Consider the following 17721-nt stretch of genomic DNA (forward strand, 5'->3'; position numbering starts at 1 on the left):
CTGTCGGTGCCCTGTTCGGAGCCAGAGCCGAAGCCGGAGGCACGACGGCTGCCTGGCCTCGGCGAAGCCCCATCGAGGGGATGCCCGCGCCTTCCACCGTGACGGCGCCGTCGGTCACCAACAGGATGGCTGGACGCCGGATGGTGACCGCGCCACCGGGGGCGTTCGCGTCACGGACGTTTCCGCCGCGGGTGTTGCGGCCAGGGGCGCTGCCGCTGGGGACGCCTCCACCGGAGACGTTTCTCCCAGGGGCGCTCCCCCGGGAGACGCTTGCGCCGAGAGTGCCGCCACGAAAGACGTTTCCGCCGGAGGTGCTGTCGTGGGAGGCGCTCCCGGCGGGAGCCGTCCAGCCGCAGATCGCTTCGGTCAGCGCGAAATCGTCGACCGGCACGTCCCAGGCGCGCACGATGATCCCGGCCGTCCCGCCCACCGTCCGGGGGGTGAGCACGGGCGCCCGGGTCGGTGTCGGATCCAGGACGCGCAGCAGTTCGTCCACGTCGACGTGTTTCGACGTCAGCCCGCCGCGCAGCACGTTGTCGGACGTGGCCATGATCTCGATGCCGACGCCGTGGACGTAGGCGTGCAGCAGGCGAGCCGGCTGGAAGAGCGCTTCCCCCGGCTGGAGCAGCACGTCGTTGAGCAGAAGCGCGGCGGCGACACCGACGTCGCCGGGGTGTGCCGCGGCAAGCTGGACGACCAGGTCGGCGGCCGCGGCCACGTCGGTCGCTACGTCAGCCGTCACGGCTGTCGTCGCGCCGGTCGCCGCCGTGCCGGCTGCCGCCGTGCCGGTCGCCGCTGCGCCGGCCGCTGCCCGGGCGGCGATCACGGTGGCGGCCCCGACGGTCCCGGCGACGAGGCCGCGTCCCTGGTGGGCGGGCATCGTCAGCAGGGTGCGCAGGACCGTCGCGGCCCCGGCCGCGGGGTCCGCCCGCAGCGGCTCGAACGCGGCGGTCAGCGGGGGGTGGCCGAGGGCCCGCACCACGCGCAGGGTGTGCCGTGGGTCACGGATACCGGCCAGAGCGCGGAAGGGCGTGAGCGCGACGATCAGCTCCGGTTTGTGGTTGCGGTCCAGGTACCGGCGCCAGGGGGCCTGCGGCGGTACGCCGGCCCGCTCCTCGCTGTCGAAACCGGCCCGTGCCTGCGCCCGGTCCGGGTGTACCTGCAGGGACAGCGCCCGCTCGGCGGCGAGCACCTTCAGCAGGAACGGCAGCCGGCCCACGGCGTCCTCGGCCGGTTGCCGCCGGCCGCCGGCGCTGCTCTCGGTCTCGGACGGCGCACCCGGATGGGTGCCCAGCCACAGCTCCGCGGCCGGCCGGCCGGACGGGTCCTCACCGAGCAGGTCGTAGATGGCGGTGGGTGAGCCCCAGTCGTAGTCGCGTACCCGCCCGAACAAACGCAGAATCCCGGCGGACCGATCAGCCGTCACTATTGCTCGCCACCCCGTCACCATTACTCGACCTCCGTCGGACGGAAGGGGCCGCCGTCCGGAGCCGTCGTTGTCGCCGCCGCGCGGCACTGGCCGACCGAAAGCCTTTCCGCGCTCCTCTCCCGCAGGATGCTCCCGGCCGGGCCGGAAAAGATACCGGCGACCGGCCCCGTGTCGCGTGACCATCGGCACGGTTGGTGGGAAAAGATCCCCCACAGTGCCACGACCAGCTCTGACATGGCCTGACAGCGACGCGGCCCGGCATCGGGCGCCGTGACTGACGGCTCAGGACGTGCCTCGCCGGTCACATTCTCGCGGTACGTATTCCTTCGCTGTGCGTCCCGTGTTCCGGGCCGCCTGGATTTGTGCCGCCCGCAGCGCTGCCCATGTTGTCACTCACGTTATTGTTCATGTTATCGCCCACGTCACCGCTGGCCTGACCGCCAGCGTCGTCGCCGGTATTCACACGGTCGATCCATCTGATTGTCAGGTTACCTGACGCGACACCACCGCGGACATCCAGGGGCGGTCGCAAAGCCGGCATGTCGCGTCTGTCGCAGCGGGGGTGGCGGGTCCGGCTATTCGTCCTCGTGCCAGCCGTGGCCCTCGGGATCGATGATCTCGGGCTCCATGCCGAGCATGTCCGCGATCTTGTGGATGAGGACGTCCAGGATGAGCTCGGCGAGGTCGTCGGTGTCCATCGCGCGGGCTTCCAGCGGCCGGCGGTAGATGATGATCCGATCCGGTGTCGCGGACCGCCCCCGGCCGGCCGGGGGCTGGTGGTGGGCCAGCGGCACCGGGTCGTCCGGGCCGAACACGGCCGGTATGGGCGGGACGTCCTCGACCGCGAACTCGACCCCGGCGAGCTCGGCCGACCAGCGGTGCTCAAGGTGCTCGACAGCGTCCAGGACGAGGTCGTCGAACCGCTCGCCGCGGCTGCGGTAGGCGGGCACCTCCGGCGGGAGGAGCAGGCCGCGCAGGCCGCGTCCGCGCCGGTCACGCCGGCGTGCCGCGCGTATCGGCGGCTGGGTGGACGGGAAGGCCGGTGCGGGGGTTCCCCAGGAGGTGCCGGTAGAGGCGTTGTCCGCCATGTCGTGAGCGTACGGCTCGCCGGGCAGACCGTGCCGGCGCCCCCCGGGAGCCCCGGCGGGATTCGCTGTACCGTTCGCCACAGCCCGCCGGTATTCGCGTTCCGGCGCACCCCTCCGCCCCGCCTGTACAACTGCGCGCACGCGCAGCGTTATAAATCTGTTACGTTTCCTCCGTGGATGGATGCGACACGGCGGGCGGTTGTGGCCGTCGCCCGTTCCGGGGGCTACCGTCCGGAACGTGAAGCCTCGGCGCTGCTCCCGCTCGGCATGTTCAGCGGCTGCGGTCGCCACACTCACGTACGCCTACGCCGAGTCGACAGCCGTCCTCGGGCCGCTCTCCCCATATGTCGAGCCGCACTCCTACGACCTGTGTGAGACGCACGCCGACCGTCTCACCGTGCCACTGGGCTGGGCGGTCGTGCGTATCGAGGGCGAGTCCAGGCACAGCCCGGCCTCTGACGATCTTGAGGCGCTCGCGGACGCGGTTCGTGAGGTGGCCCGACCCACGGGTCGTGACGACCCTCCCGGCCCGCCCACCCCGGGGCGGCGCGGTCATCTACGGGTCCTTCCCCGGCCGTCCTGAACCGCCCCGGGGTGGGCGGGCCGGAAGGGTCGTCCGTCCTGAACCGGCCAGCCTGGCATCCGGCCGGGGCCGGCCGGATGGCGCGTGTCCGGCCCGGTGCGCCCACGGCGGGCCAGGTGTCGGGTACCCGAACGGCTCGGCCCAGGCCGGCAACGTGTCGGTAAGGTCGTCGGCGTCGCCGCCGGCAGCTCCTGGACGGCTGCCGGCGGCGGCTGATGGCTGCCGTCAGCGCCGTCGCGGCCGGGCTCTTCGGACGGCCACCGGCGGCAGGGCCCCTGCGGACGGCTGCCGGCGTCGCGGCCGGCAGGGGCTGGTGATCAGGAAGCCAGGGACCGGGAAGCCCAGGGATCGGGAAGGCGGACGAGTGCACGATCTGTCGCGGATCTTCAAGGCATACGACGTCCGGGGCGTCGTGCCGTCCGAGCTCGACACCGACGTCGCGCACGCCGTCGGCGCCGCGTTCGTGCGCGTGCTGGACGCCCCCCGGATCGTCGTCGCGCACGATATGCGTGACTCGTCGGTCCCGCTGTCAGAGGCGTTCGCCGCGGGCGCGGCCGGCCAGGGCACAGACGTGATCATGGCCGGCCTCGGCTCCACCGACCTGCTCTACTTCGCCGCCGGCTCGCTGGGCCTGCCAGGCGCGATGTTCACCGCGTCCCACAACCCGGCCAGGTACAACGGGATCAAGCTGTGCCGGGCGGGCGCGGCGCCGATCGGTCAGGGCACCGGGCTCGGTGAGATCCGGGCGCTGGCCGAGGCCGGCGTCGCGCCCGCCACCGGGCCGCGCGGCACCATCACCCACCAGGACCTGCTCGCGCCCTACGTCCGGCATCTGCACACGCTGGTCGACCTGTCGGCGATCCGACCGCTGACGGTCGCGGTGGACGCGGGCAACGGCATGGGCGGACGCACGGTCCCCGCGGTGTTCGAGGGGCTGCCGCTGTCGGTCCACCCGCTCTACTTCGAGCTGGACGGCTCGTTCCCGAACCACGAGGCGAACCCGATTGAACCGGAGAACCTCCGGGACCTGCAGGCGGCGGTGCGGGCCACCGGCGCCGACATCGGGCTCGCCTTCGACGGCGACGCCGACCGCTGCTTCGTGGTGGACGAACGCGGGGAGATCGTCTCGCCGTCCACCATCACCGCCCTCGTCGCCGAGCGGGAGCTCGCCCGCGAGCCCGGCGCCACCGTCATCCACAACGTGATCGTCAGCCGGGGCGTCCCGGAGCTGGTGCGCGAACTCGGCGGAGTGCCGGTACGCACCCGGGTCGGCCATTCGTTCATCAAGGCCGAGATGGCCCGGACGGGGGCGGTCTTCGGCGGTGAGCACTCCGGCCACTTCTACTTCCGTGACTTCTGGCGGGCCGATTCCGGGATGCTCGCGGCCCTGCACGTGCTGGCCGTGCTGGGCGAGCAGGACCGGCCGCTGTCACAGGTGCTCGCCGGCCACGCCCGGTACGTGGCCTCCGGCGAGGTCAACTCCACGGTCGCCGACGCCGCCGCGGTCATGACCGAGATCGAGAAGGCGTATGCCGGGGACGCGGCCGACATCGACCACCTCGACGGGCTCACCGTCACGCTCGGTGGCGAGGTCTGGTTCAACCTACGGCCGTCGAACACCGAACCACTGCTGCGGCTCAATGTGGAGGCCCCCGACCATGCCACGATGGCCCGAGTGCGCGATGAGGTCCTCACCCGCATCCGCCGTGAGAAGCCACGTGAGAAGCCGCTGTGAGAAGTGTGAAAAGAAGGAGGTCGGCCGTTGAGTCTCGACCCGCTCCTGCTGGAGATCCTCGCCTGTCCGTGCCCGGCGCACGCCCCGTTGCGCCAGGACACCCTCGGTGGTGAGCCGGTGCTGGTCTGCACGTCGTGCGACCTGGCGTTCCCGGTACGGGACGAGATCCCGGTGATGTTGCTCGACGAGGCCGTCCCGTTCGGCGGGGAGGCCCGGCCATCGGTGTCCACATCGTCGTGAGCCCTGGCCCGGTTCTGCCCTGCCCGGCCCTGCCTGATCCCGCCGGGCTCCCGGCCGGGCTCCGCCTGATCCAGGCCGGGCCCGCGGCGTCCGCGGTCCTGACAGGGTCCTGACACGGCCATGGCGTGCGCTTGGCCAGATCCGGGTGTGGGCCCCGATGTGTCCGGACGGGCCCGGGCGTGCGATGGTGCAGGACATGTGGGACGCGGGCGTGGACGAGAGCATCCTTGACGACGTCGTCCGGCTGGACGCCGCCGACCCGTCCGGCATGCTGCCGCAGGTGGCCTCGTCGGCCCGCCAGGTCCGGGAGTCCGCCGCGCTGGCGCGGGAGGTCGGCGTCGACTCGCTCGCCGCCGACGGCCGTCCACGGGCGGTGCTCGTCGCCGGGACGGGCACCTCGGCGGCTGTCGGTGACGCGCTCGCCGCGGTGGCCGGGTCACGCTGCCCGGTCCCGGTGCTCGGCCACAACGGTTTCGGCCTGCCCGGATGGGTGGGGGTGACCGATGTCGTGATCGCGATATCCGGTTCGGGACGCGACGAGGCGGCCCTGTCCGCGCTGGAGGAGGCCGACCGTCGCGGCTGCCGGACGGTCGCGGTGGGCCTGCCCGACTCGCCGCTGGCGCATCGCGCCGGACGCGCGCGGGCACTGTTCCTGCCCGCCCCCGTGGCGGACGGCCGGCCCACCCGGGCGGGTTTCTGGGCGTTGCTGCTGCCGGCTGTCGCGGTCGTGCGGGCCCTCGGCCTTCTCCCGTCCGCCGCCGAGGGCCCGGAGGCGGTCGAGGCCGCGGCGGTGCGCCTGGAGGACCTGGCGGTACGCTGCCGGCCCGCCAGCGAGACGTTCATCAGCCCGGCGAAGGTGCTGGCGCTTGAGCTCGCCGGGTCGTTACCCCTGCTGTGGGGGACCACCGCGCTGACCGCCGCGGCCGCCAGCCGGGCCGCCGGCCAGCTCGCCGCGAACGCCGGCTACCCAGCGCTGCTGGGCACCCTGCCCGACTCGGCAAGCCTGCAGGCGGGCGTCCTGGACGGGCCGTTCGGGGTCCGTGGGGCCGACGGCGGCCCGGCGGAGGACTTCTTCCGCGACCGGGTCGACGACGGAGCCGAGCCGGTGCGGCTACGGCTGGTCCTGCTGCGCGACCAGGCGGCCGAGCATCCGACGGTGACCCGGCAGGCCGAGGCCGCCGTCACGGCCGCGGCCGAGCGGGCGGTGGCGGTCACCGAGCTGTCCGCGCAGGGGGCCAGCCGTCTGGAGCGGCTGGCGTCCCTGGTGGGCCTGTTCGACTACACCAGCGTCTATCTCGCGCTCGCGCTCGGTGTGGACCCCACGCCGGTGGCCGCCGCGCGCGACCTGAGCGCCCCGCCCACCCCGGCCGTGCGCGAGACATAACCGTCCCGGGCGCGACACAGCCCTGGGACGCGGCCGTTCCGGACGCGACCGGCTCCGAGGCTGTGGCCAGCCTGGAGCGCCGGTCATGTGACCATACGTGTCCTCGCGAACAGCAGCACACGTCGATGGACGCCGGCCGCCTCAGGCCGTTCGGCCACCGGTGAAGGCGGAGCGGAGCCGGAGCCGGCCGGGGGAGTCCCGGCCGGCTCCGGCCCGTTACCGTTACCGGCCCGGGCCCGGGAATCTGCCGGGCGGCAGGATGGGTTCGATGATGTCCGGTGCCGCCGTGGTGGGGGCCGGTGTTGGTTGCGGCGGAGGAGTCGACAGCAGCCCGCCCTTGGTGCCCTTGGCCACAGTGGGATTGGCCTTCGACATGGGCATGGCGGGGACGCCGCTGAGGGCCGCCCGCAGCGACCGGCCCCAGATGATCGCCGGTAGGTCTCCGCCGAACACGCGGGACCATGTCCGGCCGTCCGCGACGACCCCCCTCAGCGGGTTGCCCTGCGCTCCCTTGGGGTTGCCGACCGCGACCGAGGCGGCCATCTGGGGGGTGTAGCCCACGAACCACGCGGCGGAGTAGTTATCCGTGGTACCGGTCTTGCCCGCGGCCGGGCGTCCGATCGCCGCCGCGTTCGGGTACCCGGTGCCCTGCGTGACCACGCCCGCCAGGATGCTTGTCACGGTGTCGGCCACCCCGGCTGTCACCGCCCGCTCGCAGGCGGGGTCGGGGGCGATGTCGACGTTCTGGTTGTTGGAGTCCCTCGCCGACAGGACGTACCGCGGATCGCAGCGCATGCCGTGCGCGGCCAGCGTGGCGTAGGCGTTGGCCATGTCCAGCGGGGTGACCCGCCTGGAGCCGATGGTCAGGTCGCCCTGGGTCGGATGGACGTCCTCCAGGTAGGACGCGGGGATGCCCAACCGGGTCGCCATGTCGACGACGGCCGGCACGCCGATCTTCTCCTCGAGCTGGATGTAGTAGGTGTTCACCGAGTCCCAGGTCGCCTTGGACATGTCGTAGATCCCGCTCTCCGCCGGGTCGGCGTTCGAGTAGCCGGTGGCGCAGGGGCTGCCGTCCCGCCGGTCCAGCGGGAACTTCTTCGTGCTGTAGCACGACGGCGAGTAGAACTGGGTGTTCAGCCCGTAGCCGGCCTCGAGTGCCGCGGCAAGGGTGAACGTCTTGAACGTCGACCCGGGCTGGAACACCGCCTTGGTCGCCAGCGGCTCCTTGGTCTGGTTGGCGGCGGAGTCGGAGCCGAACACCCGGTTCACCGCCATCGCCAGGATGTTGCCGGTACCCGGCTCGATCACCACCTCGGTGGCCGACACCGGGTTGTCGGGCGCTATCACGGCGTTGACCGTGTTCTGCGCCGCGGCCTGGACCTTGGGCTGCAGTGTCGTCTCGATGACCAGTCCGCCTTCGTAGACCCGCCGGGCGCGCTCGGCCTCGGTCGTGCCCAGCGCCGGGTCGGCCAGCAGCCGGGAGCGGACGAAGTCGCAGAAGAAGGACGCGCTCGACGTCTCGCACGAGTCCCGCGCCGCCGCGGCCGCGGCGTGGACCACCGTGACCGGGGTGGCCTTCGCCGCGTCCGCCTCGGCCGGGGTGATGTAGCCCAGGGCGGCCATCCGGTCCAGCACGATGTCCCGGCGCAGCTGGGCGGCATCGGGGTGGTTCACCGGGTCGTACAGGGACGGGCTCTGCACCAGCCCGGCGAGCAGCGCGGCCTGGGGAAGCGTCAGTTTGGCGACGTCGACCTGGAAGTAGTTCTGGGCGGCGGTACCCACGCCGTAGTTGCCGTTGCCGAAGTAGGCGATGTTCAGGTAACGCTCGAGGATCTCGTCCTTGGAGATCTTGTTCTCCAGGGCGACGGCGTACCGGGCCTCCTGGATCTTGCGCTCGAGCGACGTGCCGGCGGCCTCCTCGCGCTGCTGCTTGGTGTGCGCGTTCTGCAGCAGCACGTTCTTGACGTACTGCTGGGTCAGCGTCGAGGCGCCCTGCTGGACGTCCCCGGCCTCGCTGTTGCGCAGCGCGGCCCGCAGGACGCCCTTCACGTCCACCCCGCCGTGGCTGTAGAAGCGTGAGTCCTCGATGGCGACGATGGCCTGCCGCATGACAACTGGGATGTCCCTGCCGTCGACGACGGTGCGGTTCTTCTCCCCGCGCAGCGTCGCGATGAGGCTGCCGTCGGCGGCGAGGATCTGGGAGCTCTGCGGCAGCGGCGGGGTGAGCAGTTCGTCCGGCAGGCTCAGGTAGTGGTCCGCCGAGGATTTCGCGAACAGGCCGATCGCGCCGACCAGGGGAAGGAGCAACAGGGCGAGACCGACACCGGCGGCGCAGGCGATTATCCCGAGCCGGGTGAGCAGGCCGTCCCGCTCCGGGGGGCTGCCCGATCCCGCGCCGGGCGGGCCGCCCCGGTGCCCGTCGGAAGCGGCCGAGGCATCGTCGTCGGATCGGGCGTCCCAGCCGGTCGTGCCGGCGCCCGGAGCGCCGGCCGCGGCGAGGCCCCGGGGCCGGACGCCGTCAGGGCCCGACCGGGTGCCGGACGGGCCGGCTGTGTCGGAAGGCTGGCGGGCCGGCCCGCCAGCGGGCGTCCGTGGCGCCGAGGTGAGATGGGCGTCTGCCGTGCGACGGCGCGGTCGTGCACGGAACGTGGGCTCTCTCTGCACGACCGTTGAGGTCACCTCCTGTGATAGGCCGGACGGCGGTCCGTAAGGGCCCGAACCCGTCGGGTCCGCGGGGCCGGCACCAGAACATGATCATGCTGCCGCTGGCCCGCGGGGTCGGTGGACACCTGCGGCCTGTCCTCACGATGTCACACACACGAGATCAGGGAGGTGTGTGGCGCTGGGGGCGGTGACGCCCCACTGGATTGTCGCCGACCCGTATGTGTGATCGGAATTTGCCGCGCCCGACCGCTGTCGGATGTGGCGACGTTGTGCCTGACCGACGTGTCTGGCCGACATGCCTGGCCGACATGCCTGGCCGACATGCCTGGCCGACATGCCTGGCCGACGTTGTGTCTGATCGGCCCGCCCGGCCGGCTCGCGCATCGGTCGCCCCGTACGCTGACTCGCCCACACGGTGACCCGTTGGTGATCTGTCGACAATCCGTCGGTGACGTTCCAGTGGTCTGTCAGTGGCCTGGCTGTGATTCCTTCGGGATCAAAGGTTCTGGGTGTCCGGACCGTGTTTATCATGTTGCGTAAAGTGGTTTCGTGGGAACTGTTCTTGTGGGAACTCTGGTGGGGACGGAGCCACTCCGCGACGCTGCGGAGGCGGACGACGCGATGGACGGTAAGGGCGAGGAGTGGGACGCGGCGTACCCGGATGACCGCGACGATCGTCGCGGCGGGCGCTCGGATGGCCGCGACGACGGCCACGGCGGGTACTCGGCGGGCGGCCGGGGCGGCGAGGGCCGGCAGCTCTGTCCGACCTGCCGTGGTATCGGTGAGACGCCGAAGTTCCTTGCTGGCCTGGACGCTGACGGCGGCTTCAGCACGAACCGCATGGTCCACTGCGGGACCTGCGACGGGACGGGCGGCGTCGCAGGACGTACCCGGTGAGCCCCACGGCCTCCGGCGACCGTCCCGAGCCGGTCACCCGTGAGATCAACATGCTCTGTCCCACCTGTGAGGGCATGGGACGGGTGGGCGTGGTCCAGACCGCGAGCCTGGGCGGGGAGCCGTGCCAGATCAGGTCGACCCGCCCCTGCGCGGACTGCCAGACCGCCGGGCACCGCCCGCTCGCGCCACCCCTGTGACTATTTTCTCCTGTTTCCCGTTATCTTCCTGTTCTGACAGTTCTGACTTCTGACAGTTACGACTGTCTGCCTTTTGTGACTATTTGTCGCCTTCCGCGGCCGAGGCGGCCGATCCTCCCGCCGGTGGCCGGGCGCGGTATGCGGGACGGGTGCCGCGGATGTTCGGGGAGCCGGGGCGCCGGCCGGTGGGTGAGCCGGTCCCGGACGTCGCCGGCCACTTCCGGATTCGCCGGACGCGCATGGCGAAGGACGGATCGCGCAGGCGGATGTCGTAACGTCGTTGCAGAGCGCTCCTACCACCGGTCGCTCTGGCGATCCGAGCACCAGGGCCGCCGACGGGGCGAGGAACTATGATCGTGTCGCCGCAGGCCCGCCGGTTCGTCCGCGTAGGCGGTCTCCCCTTGCCCGGGGTCCGCAAGCCCCTCGACAGGAGAAGATTCCGATGGCAGAGCTGCCCAAGAACGACATCGCCGACCTTGCGCTCGCCCAGCAGGGCAAGGCGCGTATCGAATGGGCGGACCGGTCCATGTCGGTGCTCCGTCAGATCCGCGACCGCTTCGCCGTCGAGCGCCCGTTCGAGGGGGTGAAGATCGCCGCCTGCATGCACGTGACGACCGAGACCGCCAACCTCATGCGGGCACTCGCCGCCGGTGGGGCACAGCTCGCGCTGGCCGCGTCCAACCCGCTGTCCACCCAGGACGACACGGCGGCCGCGCTGGTCGCCGAGTACGGCATCTCCACCTTCGCCCGCAACGGTGTGGACCGCGACGGCTACTACGCGCACATCAACGCGGCGCTGGACGGCGCCCCCCACTACGTCTTCGACGACGGCTGTGACCTGGTCAACACGCTGCACACGACCCGCACCGAGGTGCTCCCGAGCGTCCGCGGCGGATGCGAGGAGACGACCACCGGCGTCATCCGGCTGCGCCAGATGAGCAAGGACGGCGCGCTGCGCTTCCCGATGGTGGCGGTCAACGACACCGACACCAAGCACATGTTCGACAACCGCTACGGCACCGGCCAGTCGACCCTGGACGCGATCTTCCGCGCCACCAACACCCTGCTCGCCGGTAAGACCGTCGTCGTCGCCGGCTACGGGTACTGCGGTCGGGGCGTGTCGTCCCGGGCCAAGGGGCTGGGCGCCAACGTGGTCGTCACCGAGATCGACCCGACCAAGGCGCTGGACGCGGCCATGGACGGCTTCCGTGTCCTGCCGATGATCGAGGCCGCCGCCATCGGCGACGTGTTCATCACGGTCACCGGCAACCGGGACGTGCTGCGCCGCGAGCACTTCGAAGCCATGAAGGACGGCGCGATCTTCGCGAACTCGGGGCACTTCGACATCGAGATCGACATCAAGGCGCTGACCGAGCTGGCCGTCGCCGGCCCGCGCCGGGTGCGCCACCAGACCGACGAGTACATGACGGCCGACGGCCGGCGCCTGCTGCTGCTCGCCGAGGGCAGGCTGGTCAACCTGGGGGCCGCGGAGGGGCACCCGGCGGCGGTCATGGACATGTCCTTCGCCGACCAGGCGCTGACCGCGGAGTGGCTGACGAAGAACTGGCAGTCGCTGGCCCCGGGCGTCCACGACGTCCCGATCGAGATCGACAAGGAGGTCGCGCGGTTGAAGCTGGAGACCATGGGGCTTGCGATCGACGTCCTCACGCCGGCCCAGGAGGAGTACCTGAACTCCTGGGAGCACGGCTCCTGACCACCGGCTCCTGACCCAGGAGCCACCCTGTTTCCCCGTGGCGGCCCTGCCCCTGGCAGGCCGCCACGGGCAGCGCGAGCGCTGACCACAGACACCACCAGACATCCCCCGCACACTCCCGCCGCCACAACCCTTCATGATCAAATATTGACAGATCATGAGAGTGAGGGAACAAGTGGTTGCTGTGGCAGCCACTTGCGTACTCGTTCCTGTGAGCAGCGATGCCCGCGGGCAGGGGCGCGCGTTTTCGTTGGCGGCCCGCGGGGCAGGAGCGGGTGCCTCGTCGGTGGGAGTTCTGTTCCCTGGCCGCACCGGTCACGGGCGCCACGGACCCGGCCGTCGCGACCGGAACGGCCGGGTCAGCTCGGGGGTACGAAAGGGCTCGGCGTCGGGGCCTCAGCCACGTCGTCCGGATCGCTCGGCCGGGCTACCCAGGACTCCCTTCCCCTCGGCTGGGCCGCTCCCGGTTGGCCCGCCCTCGGCTGGGCCGCTCCTGGTTGGGCCGTCCACGGCTGACCGTCCGGGCCTGGCTGGATCCCCCACCCCTGGTGGGCTGGCCATGGCTGTCCGGACGTCCACGGCTGGCCGGCTCCCCACGGCGGGGCCGGCTGTGCCGGTGATGTGCCGGCCCCGGCGAGCGGCCACTGCGCGCCGGCGGTGCGCTCGGCCTGCCAGCGTGCGCGGGCGGTGCGTTCGGCGAGGACGGCCGACAGATACGCCCAGGGATGGGTACCCGGCGGCGGTGGCGGGGTGACGACGGCGTACACCGACGCGGCGAGATGGCTGCCGATGCGTTCACATGCCTGCGGCGACAGTTCCCGGGCCCGGCCGAGGAACTGGCGCACCGCCAGCGCCAGGGTGTCCTCGAACGAGGACAGGTCCAGGGCGGCGGCCCAGCCGGCGAGCTGCGGCGGCATCATCACGGGCACTGCCGCGCCGGGCGGGATGCGTTCCTGGAGGACGACCGTTCCGGCGAGCAGGTCCCCGAGCCGCTTGGACCGCCCGGAGACCAGCATGCTGATCATTCCCGGGATCGCCAGCAGCGCGCCGGGCCGCTCCACCACGGCGCCGAGCAGGGCACGGACGAACGCGTGACGGAACCGGATCGGCCCGCCGTCGTCCCGTACGACCCGCAGCCCCATGGCCGCCTTGCCGATACTGCGTCCCCGCCACAGGGTCTCCGTCGTCGTCGGGTAGCCGACCACGACCAGCACCACGACGGCCAGATAGAGCGCGGACGCCAGCGCTTCGTCACCCGGAGCGACGGTGGTGAAGGCGGCCCAGGCGATGACTACCAGTACGACAGCCTGTAGGACGAGGTCGATGAGCCCGGCGATGATCCGCGAGCCGAGCCGGGCGACCCGCAGGTCGATCGTGACCGCCTCACCGGTGACGAGCCGGTTCACGCGGCGGCCTCATCCCCGGTGGTCCCGGCCGCCGCGTTCCCGACGGCTCTTCTGTTCCTGGTGGTTCTGTTCCCGGCGGCTTCAGTCCCGATGGCCCCGATCCTGGTCACGCTCGTCCTGTTCTGTCGGCGCTGTCCGTTGTTCCTGCTCCGTTGTCCTTGCCTTGTCGTCCCCGCTCTGTATGTGTACGCCTCGCCTGTGTACGCCCTGCCGCGCATGCCCGGTTGCCGGCCTGTGGATGTCCGACAGTGGTCCGCGACGGTGGTGTGCCAGCAGTCGGCACCTGCGTCCGAGGGCCGGGCGCTCCGGCCTTTCCCGTTCGCTGGGAGCCCGTCCGCTGGGAGGTTGTGCGATCGCTGTTTCTTCTCGCGCGGAGGGGCCGCGGGCCCCGCAGACGCCTCCGAGAGATCATGGCAGCGCGGGCCGACGCCCCACAACCGTGCCCACAACCGGGTGAAACATCGGACCCCATTATGATCCTATTATCATCCATTCGCTTGTTTCCGCCCGTCCGATGTGTGCCGGGTAGCGATCTTTGCCGGGTGTTGGACGCGGTGGGAGGCGGTACGAATGGATCTGGATGCGTACGTTGGCCGCCATCGTGGCGAATGGGCCCGGCTGGAGGAACTGGTCCGGCGCGCGGCGCGGCCCCGGCGGATGTCCGAGGCGGAGCTCGACGAACTCGTGGAGCTCTACCAGAAGGTCGCGACCCATCTGTCGGTGATCCGCAGCCGTGGTCCGGACCCGGTGCTGGTCGACCGCCTCGCCGGCACGGTCACCCGGGCACGTTCCGTCGTGGTCGGGACGCGGGAGCCGGGCTGGCGTGTCGTCGGCAGGTACATCGCCGTCACGTTCCCGGCTGCGGTGTACGCGCGGCGCGGGTGGGTCCTGGCCACCTGCGCGGCATCGCTGGCCGTGGCCGTGGCCTTTGGCCTGTGGGTGGTGCACAGCCCGACCGCGCACAGCGGCCTGCTCCCGCCGAGCGAGGTGCGGCAGTTGTGCCACAGCGACTTCGCCCGCTACTACTCGGAGAATCCTGCGTCCTCGTTTGCCGCGCGCGTCTGGACGAACAACGCCTGGGTGGCCGCGTCGGCTGTCGCCTTCGGCGCGCTGCTGGGCCTGCCGACCCTCGCGGTGCTGCTGCTCAACTCGGTCAACCTGGGGATCGTCGGCGGCTACATGACGAGCTGCGGTGAGTCGTCGCAGTTCTTCACCCTGATCCTGCCGCACGGGATGCTGGAACTGGCCGTCGTCTTCACGGCCGGCGCGGTTGGCCTGCGACTGGGCTGGTTGATCATCGACCCGGGGCCGCGCCGACGGGTGGAGGCGCTGGCGGCCGAGGGCCGGGCCGCGGTCGCGATCTCGCTCGGGCTGGCGGCCGCGCTGGCGGTCAGTGGCCTGATCGAGGCGTTCGTGACGCCGTCGTCCCTGCCGGCCGGGGTTCGTATCGGTATCGGCGCGTTCGCCCTGGCGATGTTCGTCGGGTACGTCCAGATCTACGGCGGTCGGGCCGTGGCCGCCGGTGAGTCCGGCGACCTGGACAGAGAACTCTCCGCAGACCTCGCGCCGGTCTCCTGACGCGCCGGTCCCGGAAGATCGGCGGATGTCTGTCGTTGGGTGCGCTCGTCCGGCCGAAAAGCGTAGCCAACGACAAACTCGTGCGGATCATGTCCGGTGCGGGGTGGTGTCCGGGCCGGGCTCACAGGCCTCCGGTGGACTTCAGAGCCAGGTAGACGTCGGTGACGGCCGCCGCGTAGGTCGCCGGCGGGGCGTCCACGACGTGCGCGCCGCGGCCACGCAGCAGCCCGGCGAGCTGGTTGCGGCGCAGCAGCGTCTGCCCGGCCGCGGCCGCCGAGTAGACCGCGCGCACGTCGCCCCGGCCGGCCGCAAGCTCGGTCAGCCGCGGGTCGCTCACCGCCGCGACTACGACGGTGTGCCGGGCGGTCAGCGCCGGCAGCGCCGGCAGCGCCGGCAGCAGGCCTTCCTCGACGACCGCGGGAGCAAGCTCGGTGAACAGCACGACCAGGCAGCGCCGTCCGGCGGCGCGCAGCACCGCCGAGGCGATCGCCTGGTGGTCGGCCTCGGCCAGCACGGGTTCCACCAACGCCATGGCCGCGCTCATGCGGACCATCGGATTCCCGCCACCGGCCACCGGCAGGGTGACCCGGGCCGTGGAGTCGTGCGCGAGCAGGCCGACGCGGTCGCCGGCGCGGGCTGCCACGGTCGCCAGCAGCAGGGCGGCGTCCATCGCGTGGTCAAGACGGGGGGCGTCGCCGATGCGACCGGCGCTGGTCCGTCCGGTGTCCAGGACGCAGATGACCCGGCGGTCCCGCTCCGGCCGCAGCGATCTGACTGCCAGCGTGCCGTGCCGCGCGCTGGCCCGCCAGTCGATCATACGAACGTCGTCGCCCGGGACGTAGTCGCGCAGGCTGTCGAACTCCGAGCCCTGTCCGCTGATACGGAGCGTGACGTTACCCTCGATTTCCTGTAGTCGCGCGAACACGACCGGCAGCTGCCGCCGGGAGGGGAACGCGGGCAGCACCCGCACCTGGAACGGCGCGTGGTGGCGGCCCTGCCGGCCGGCGATGCCGAGCGGCCCCAGCGAACGGACCGTGATGCGGTACGGGTGGCGGTCCCCCCGGCGGGTGGGGTGCAGGACAACCTCACCGAACCGTCGCTGCCCGGCCGGGACCGTCAGCCGCAGCACCCGGGGCGTGACACCGGACGACGGCGGCCACGCGTCACGTACCAGGGCCCGGACCTTGCGCCGCCCGGTGTTGGTGACGGCGAGGACCAGCGGCACCGGTTCACCCAGCCGCGCCTGCGTCGGGCCGGACCGGGTGAACTCAAGCGTGCGCACACCGCCGGCGAGCACGACGTCCACGACCACCGCGAGCACGAGCGCTGCGTCGACCAGCAGCAGGGTCGCCCCCGGGGCCGGGGATAGCAGGACGGCGACCACGCCGGCGAAGGCGAGGCCGGCGGCCCGCCCGGTGATGGTCACCGCGGGTCACCGCGGGACGGGCACGGTGGCCAGTACCTGGTTGAGGACGGTGTCCGTGGTGACGCCGTCGAGCACGACCTCGGGCCGCAACGAGATCCGGTGCCGCAGCGTGGGCCGGGCCAGCGCCTTGACGTCGTCCGGGGTGGCGTATCCCCGCCCGGACAGCCACGCCCACGCCCGGGTGGCGGCCAGCAGCGCGGTCGCGCCCCTGGGCGAGACGCCCAGTTGCACGGAGGGCGCCGCCCGGGTGGCCCGGGCGAGATCGACGATGTAGCCGAGCACCTCCGGGTGGACCTGCACGCCACGGACGGCGTCGCGGGCGGCGGCGAGATGCGACGGCCCGGCAACCGGCCGGAGCCCGGCCGCGTCCAGGTCGGACGGGTCGAAACCGGACGCGTGGCGGGTGAGGATCCCGATCTCGTCCTCGCGCGGCGGCAGCGGCACGGTGAGCTTGAGCAGGAAGCGGTCGAGCTGCGCCTCGGGGAGCGGATAGGTGCCCTCGTGCTCGATCGGATTCTGGGTGGCGACGACCGTGAACGGCACCGGCAGCCGGCGTGCCGTCCCCTCGACGCTGACCTGGCGTTCCTCCATCGCCTCCAGCAGTGCGGCCTGGGTCTTCGGGGGCGTCCTGTTGATCTCGTCCGCGAGCAGCAGGTTCGTGAACACCGGCCCCTCCCGGAAGGTGAACAGCGAGGTGCGGGTGTCGTAGACGAGCGACCCGGTGACGTCCCCGGGCATCAGATCGGGGGTGAACTGCAGCCGTCTGGTGTCCAGGGACAGCGCCGCGGCCAGGGCCCGTACCAGCAGGGTCTTGGCAACCCCCGGGACGCCTTCGAGCAGCACGTGGCCACGGCAGAGCAGGGCCACGACAAGACCGCTGACGGCGGCGTCCTGGCCGACCACGGCCCTGGCCACCTCCGTACGCAGCACGATCAGCGCCTGGCGAGCCGTCTCCGGGTCACCCGCGGCGGCCTGGGCCTGCGCCTGCGTCCTGGGCGGCTCGGCTTTGGACAGCTCGACCTGGGACGACAGCCCGGCCTCGGATACCTCGAAGCCCCTGCCCTCGGGCCCGGTCGGGGAAGCGGCGGCCGTCCGCTGGGTGTCGTCGGATGTCTCCGGGACACTCATCCTGCCGCCACCTGCCGATCTGATCCCGCCGCCACCTGCCGGTCCAGCGCGTCGAGCTGATCCACCAGCGCCACCAGCGCCTCGTCCGTCACCCCTGCCGTCGGGGCCGTCCTGACCGCTGCCAGGGCGTCCTGACTCATCCCGGAACCGTACAGGAGCAAAGTGATCTCCATTGGGGAGCGTCCGGTACGGGCGGCGACGGAGGCGACGAGCGCGGTCGGGTCCGCCTCGGGCTGCCCCGTGTCACCGGGG

At 72.1% G+C, this 17721-nt stretch carries 14 protein-coding genes and 1 pseudogene; 8 read left to right on the forward strand and 7 right to left on the reverse strand.

Going from position 1 to position 17721, the window contains the following annotated elements; genetic code table 11:
* Both manA and CM1CMNOD_RS04960 read right to left on the reverse strand, forming a co-directional pair.
* On the reverse strand, nt 1-1426 hold a 1426-nt coding region (gene manA, locus CM1CMNOD_RS04955; RefSeq protein WP_242625436.1), incomplete at its 3' end, for a mannose-6-phosphate isomerase, class I.
* Between the two features lie 578 nt (nt 1427-2004).
* Nucleotides 2005-2598, reverse strand: coding sequence for a metallopeptidase family protein (locus CM1CMNOD_RS04960; protein WP_237702999.1), 594 nt, complete (start codon nt 2596-2598; stop codon nt 2005-2007).
* A gap of 157 nt (nt 2599-2755) precedes the next feature.
* Between CM1CMNOD_RS04960 and CM1CMNOD_RS04965 the strand changes: the two genes are divergently transcribed.
* The 4 genes from CM1CMNOD_RS04965 to CM1CMNOD_RS04980 all read left to right on the forward strand — a co-directional run bounded on the left by CM1CMNOD_RS04965 (nt 2756) and on the right by CM1CMNOD_RS04980 (nt 6459).
* Entirely contained in the window at nt 2756-3100 is a 345-nt protein-coding gene (locus tag CM1CMNOD_RS04965; protein WP_076843331.1) for a DUF3499 domain-containing protein, read from the forward strand.
* 364 nt (nt 3101-3464) lie between these two features.
* Nucleotides 3465-4835, forward strand: a complete 1371-nt coding sequence (locus CM1CMNOD_RS04970) for a phosphomannomutase/phosphoglucomutase (protein ID WP_013872570.1) — start codon at nt 3465-3467, stop codon at nt 4833-4835.
* Nucleotides 4836-4862: 27 nt separating this feature from the next.
* Entirely contained in the window at nt 4863-5075 is a 213-nt protein-coding gene (locus tag CM1CMNOD_RS04975) for a Trm112 family protein (protein WP_013872571.1), read from the forward strand.
* Between the two features lie 196 nt (nt 5076-5271).
* Nucleotides 5272-6459: an SIS domain-containing protein gene (locus CM1CMNOD_RS04980; RefSeq protein ID WP_043604977.1), complete on the forward strand. Its 1188-nt coding sequence runs from the start codon at nt 5272-5274 to the stop codon at nt 6457-6459.
* A gap of 222 nt (nt 6460-6681) precedes the next feature.
* On the opposite strand, the gene CM1CMNOD_RS04985 is transcribed toward CM1CMNOD_RS04980, so the two are convergent.
* Nucleotides 6682-9123 carry a transglycosylase domain-containing protein gene (locus CM1CMNOD_RS04985; RefSeq protein ID WP_013872573.1) on the reverse strand — a complete coding sequence of 814 codons (2442 nt, stop codon included), beginning with the start codon at nt 9121-9123 and terminating at the stop codon, nt 6682-6684.
* A 549-nt stretch (nt 9124-9672) separates the two neighbouring features.
* Here CM1CMNOD_RS04985 and CM1CMNOD_RS04990 point away from each other — a divergent pair.
* The 3 genes from CM1CMNOD_RS04990 to ahcY all read left to right on the forward strand — a co-directional run bounded on the left by CM1CMNOD_RS04990 (nt 9673) and on the right by ahcY (nt 11931).
* Nucleotides 9673-10020: a hypothetical protein gene (locus CM1CMNOD_RS04990; protein ID WP_131789225.1), complete on the forward strand. Its 348-nt coding sequence runs from the start codon at nt 9673-9675 to the stop codon at nt 10018-10020.
* On the forward strand, nt 10017-10217 hold the full coding sequence (locus CM1CMNOD_RS04995; protein WP_043603034.1) for a hypothetical protein: 201 nt from the start codon (nt 10017-10019) through the stop codon (nt 10215-10217). Before CM1CMNOD_RS04990 ends, CM1CMNOD_RS04995 begins: the two co-directional genes overlap by 4 nt.
* Before the next feature lie 442 nt (nt 10218-10659).
* Nucleotides 10660-11931: an adenosylhomocysteinase gene (gene ahcY, locus CM1CMNOD_RS05000; RefSeq protein ID WP_013872574.1), complete on the forward strand. Its 1272-nt coding sequence runs from the start codon at nt 10660-10662 to the stop codon at nt 11929-11931.
* Nucleotides 11932-12290: 359 nt separating this feature from the next.
* Here ahcY and CM1CMNOD_RS05005 read toward each other — a convergent pair whose 3' ends face one another.
* Entirely contained in the window at nt 12291-13337 is a 1047-nt protein-coding gene (locus CM1CMNOD_RS05005; RefSeq protein ID WP_013872575.1) for an RDD family protein, read from the reverse strand.
* Between the two features lie 570 nt (nt 13338-13907).
* On the opposite strand from CM1CMNOD_RS05005, the gene CM1CMNOD_RS05010 reads away from it, so the two are divergent.
* On the forward strand, nt 13908-14915 hold the full coding sequence (locus tag CM1CMNOD_RS05010) for a stage II sporulation protein M (RefSeq protein ID WP_013872576.1): 1008 nt from the start codon (nt 13908-13910) through the stop codon (nt 14913-14915).
* Nucleotides 14916-15036: 121 nt separating this feature from the next.
* On the opposite strand, the gene CM1CMNOD_RS05015 is transcribed toward CM1CMNOD_RS05010, so the two are convergent.
* The 3 genes and pseudogenes from CM1CMNOD_RS05015 to CM1CMNOD_RS05025 all read right to left on the reverse strand — a co-directional run.
* Nucleotides 15037-16341: a DUF58 domain-containing protein gene (locus tag CM1CMNOD_RS05015; RefSeq protein WP_013872577.1), complete on the reverse strand. Its 1305-nt coding sequence runs from the start codon at nt 16339-16341 to the stop codon at nt 15037-15039.
* Nucleotides 16342-16347: 6 nt separating this feature from the next.
* Nucleotides 16348-17469, reverse strand: a complete 1122-nt coding sequence (locus CM1CMNOD_RS05020; protein ID WP_013872578.1) for an AAA family ATPase — start codon at nt 17467-17469, stop codon at nt 16348-16350.
* Nucleotides 17466-17721 (reverse strand): annotated as a pseudogene (locus CM1CMNOD_RS05025) (hypothetical protein); the annotation flags it as partial. The gene CM1CMNOD_RS05020 and the pseudogene CM1CMNOD_RS05025, both read right to left, overlap by 4 nt.

The sequence above is a fragment of the Protofrankia symbiont of Coriaria myrtifolia genome (assembly GCF_900634755.1).
Taxonomy (GTDB): Bacteria; Actinomycetota; Actinomycetes; order Frankiales; family Frankiaceae; genus Protofrankia; species Protofrankia coriariae.

Bases quoted from the DNA above. Each gene is read 5' to 3' on its own strand.
- CM1CMNOD_RS04980 (WP_043604977.1), top strand. From the start codon at position 5,272: ATGTGGGACGCGGGCGTGGACGAGAGCATCCTTGACGACGTCGTCCGG.
- ahcY (WP_013872574.1), top strand. From the start codon at position 10,660: ATGGCAGAGCTGCCCAAGAACGACATCGCCGACCTTGCGCTCGCCCAG.
- CM1CMNOD_RS05010 (WP_013872576.1), top strand. From the start codon at position 13,908: ATGGATCTGGATGCGTACGTTGGCCGCCATCGTGGCGAATGGGCCCGG.
- CM1CMNOD_RS05020 (WP_013872578.1), bottom strand. From the start codon at position 17,469: ATGAGTGTCCCGGAGACATCCGACGACACCCAGCGGACGGCCGCCGCT.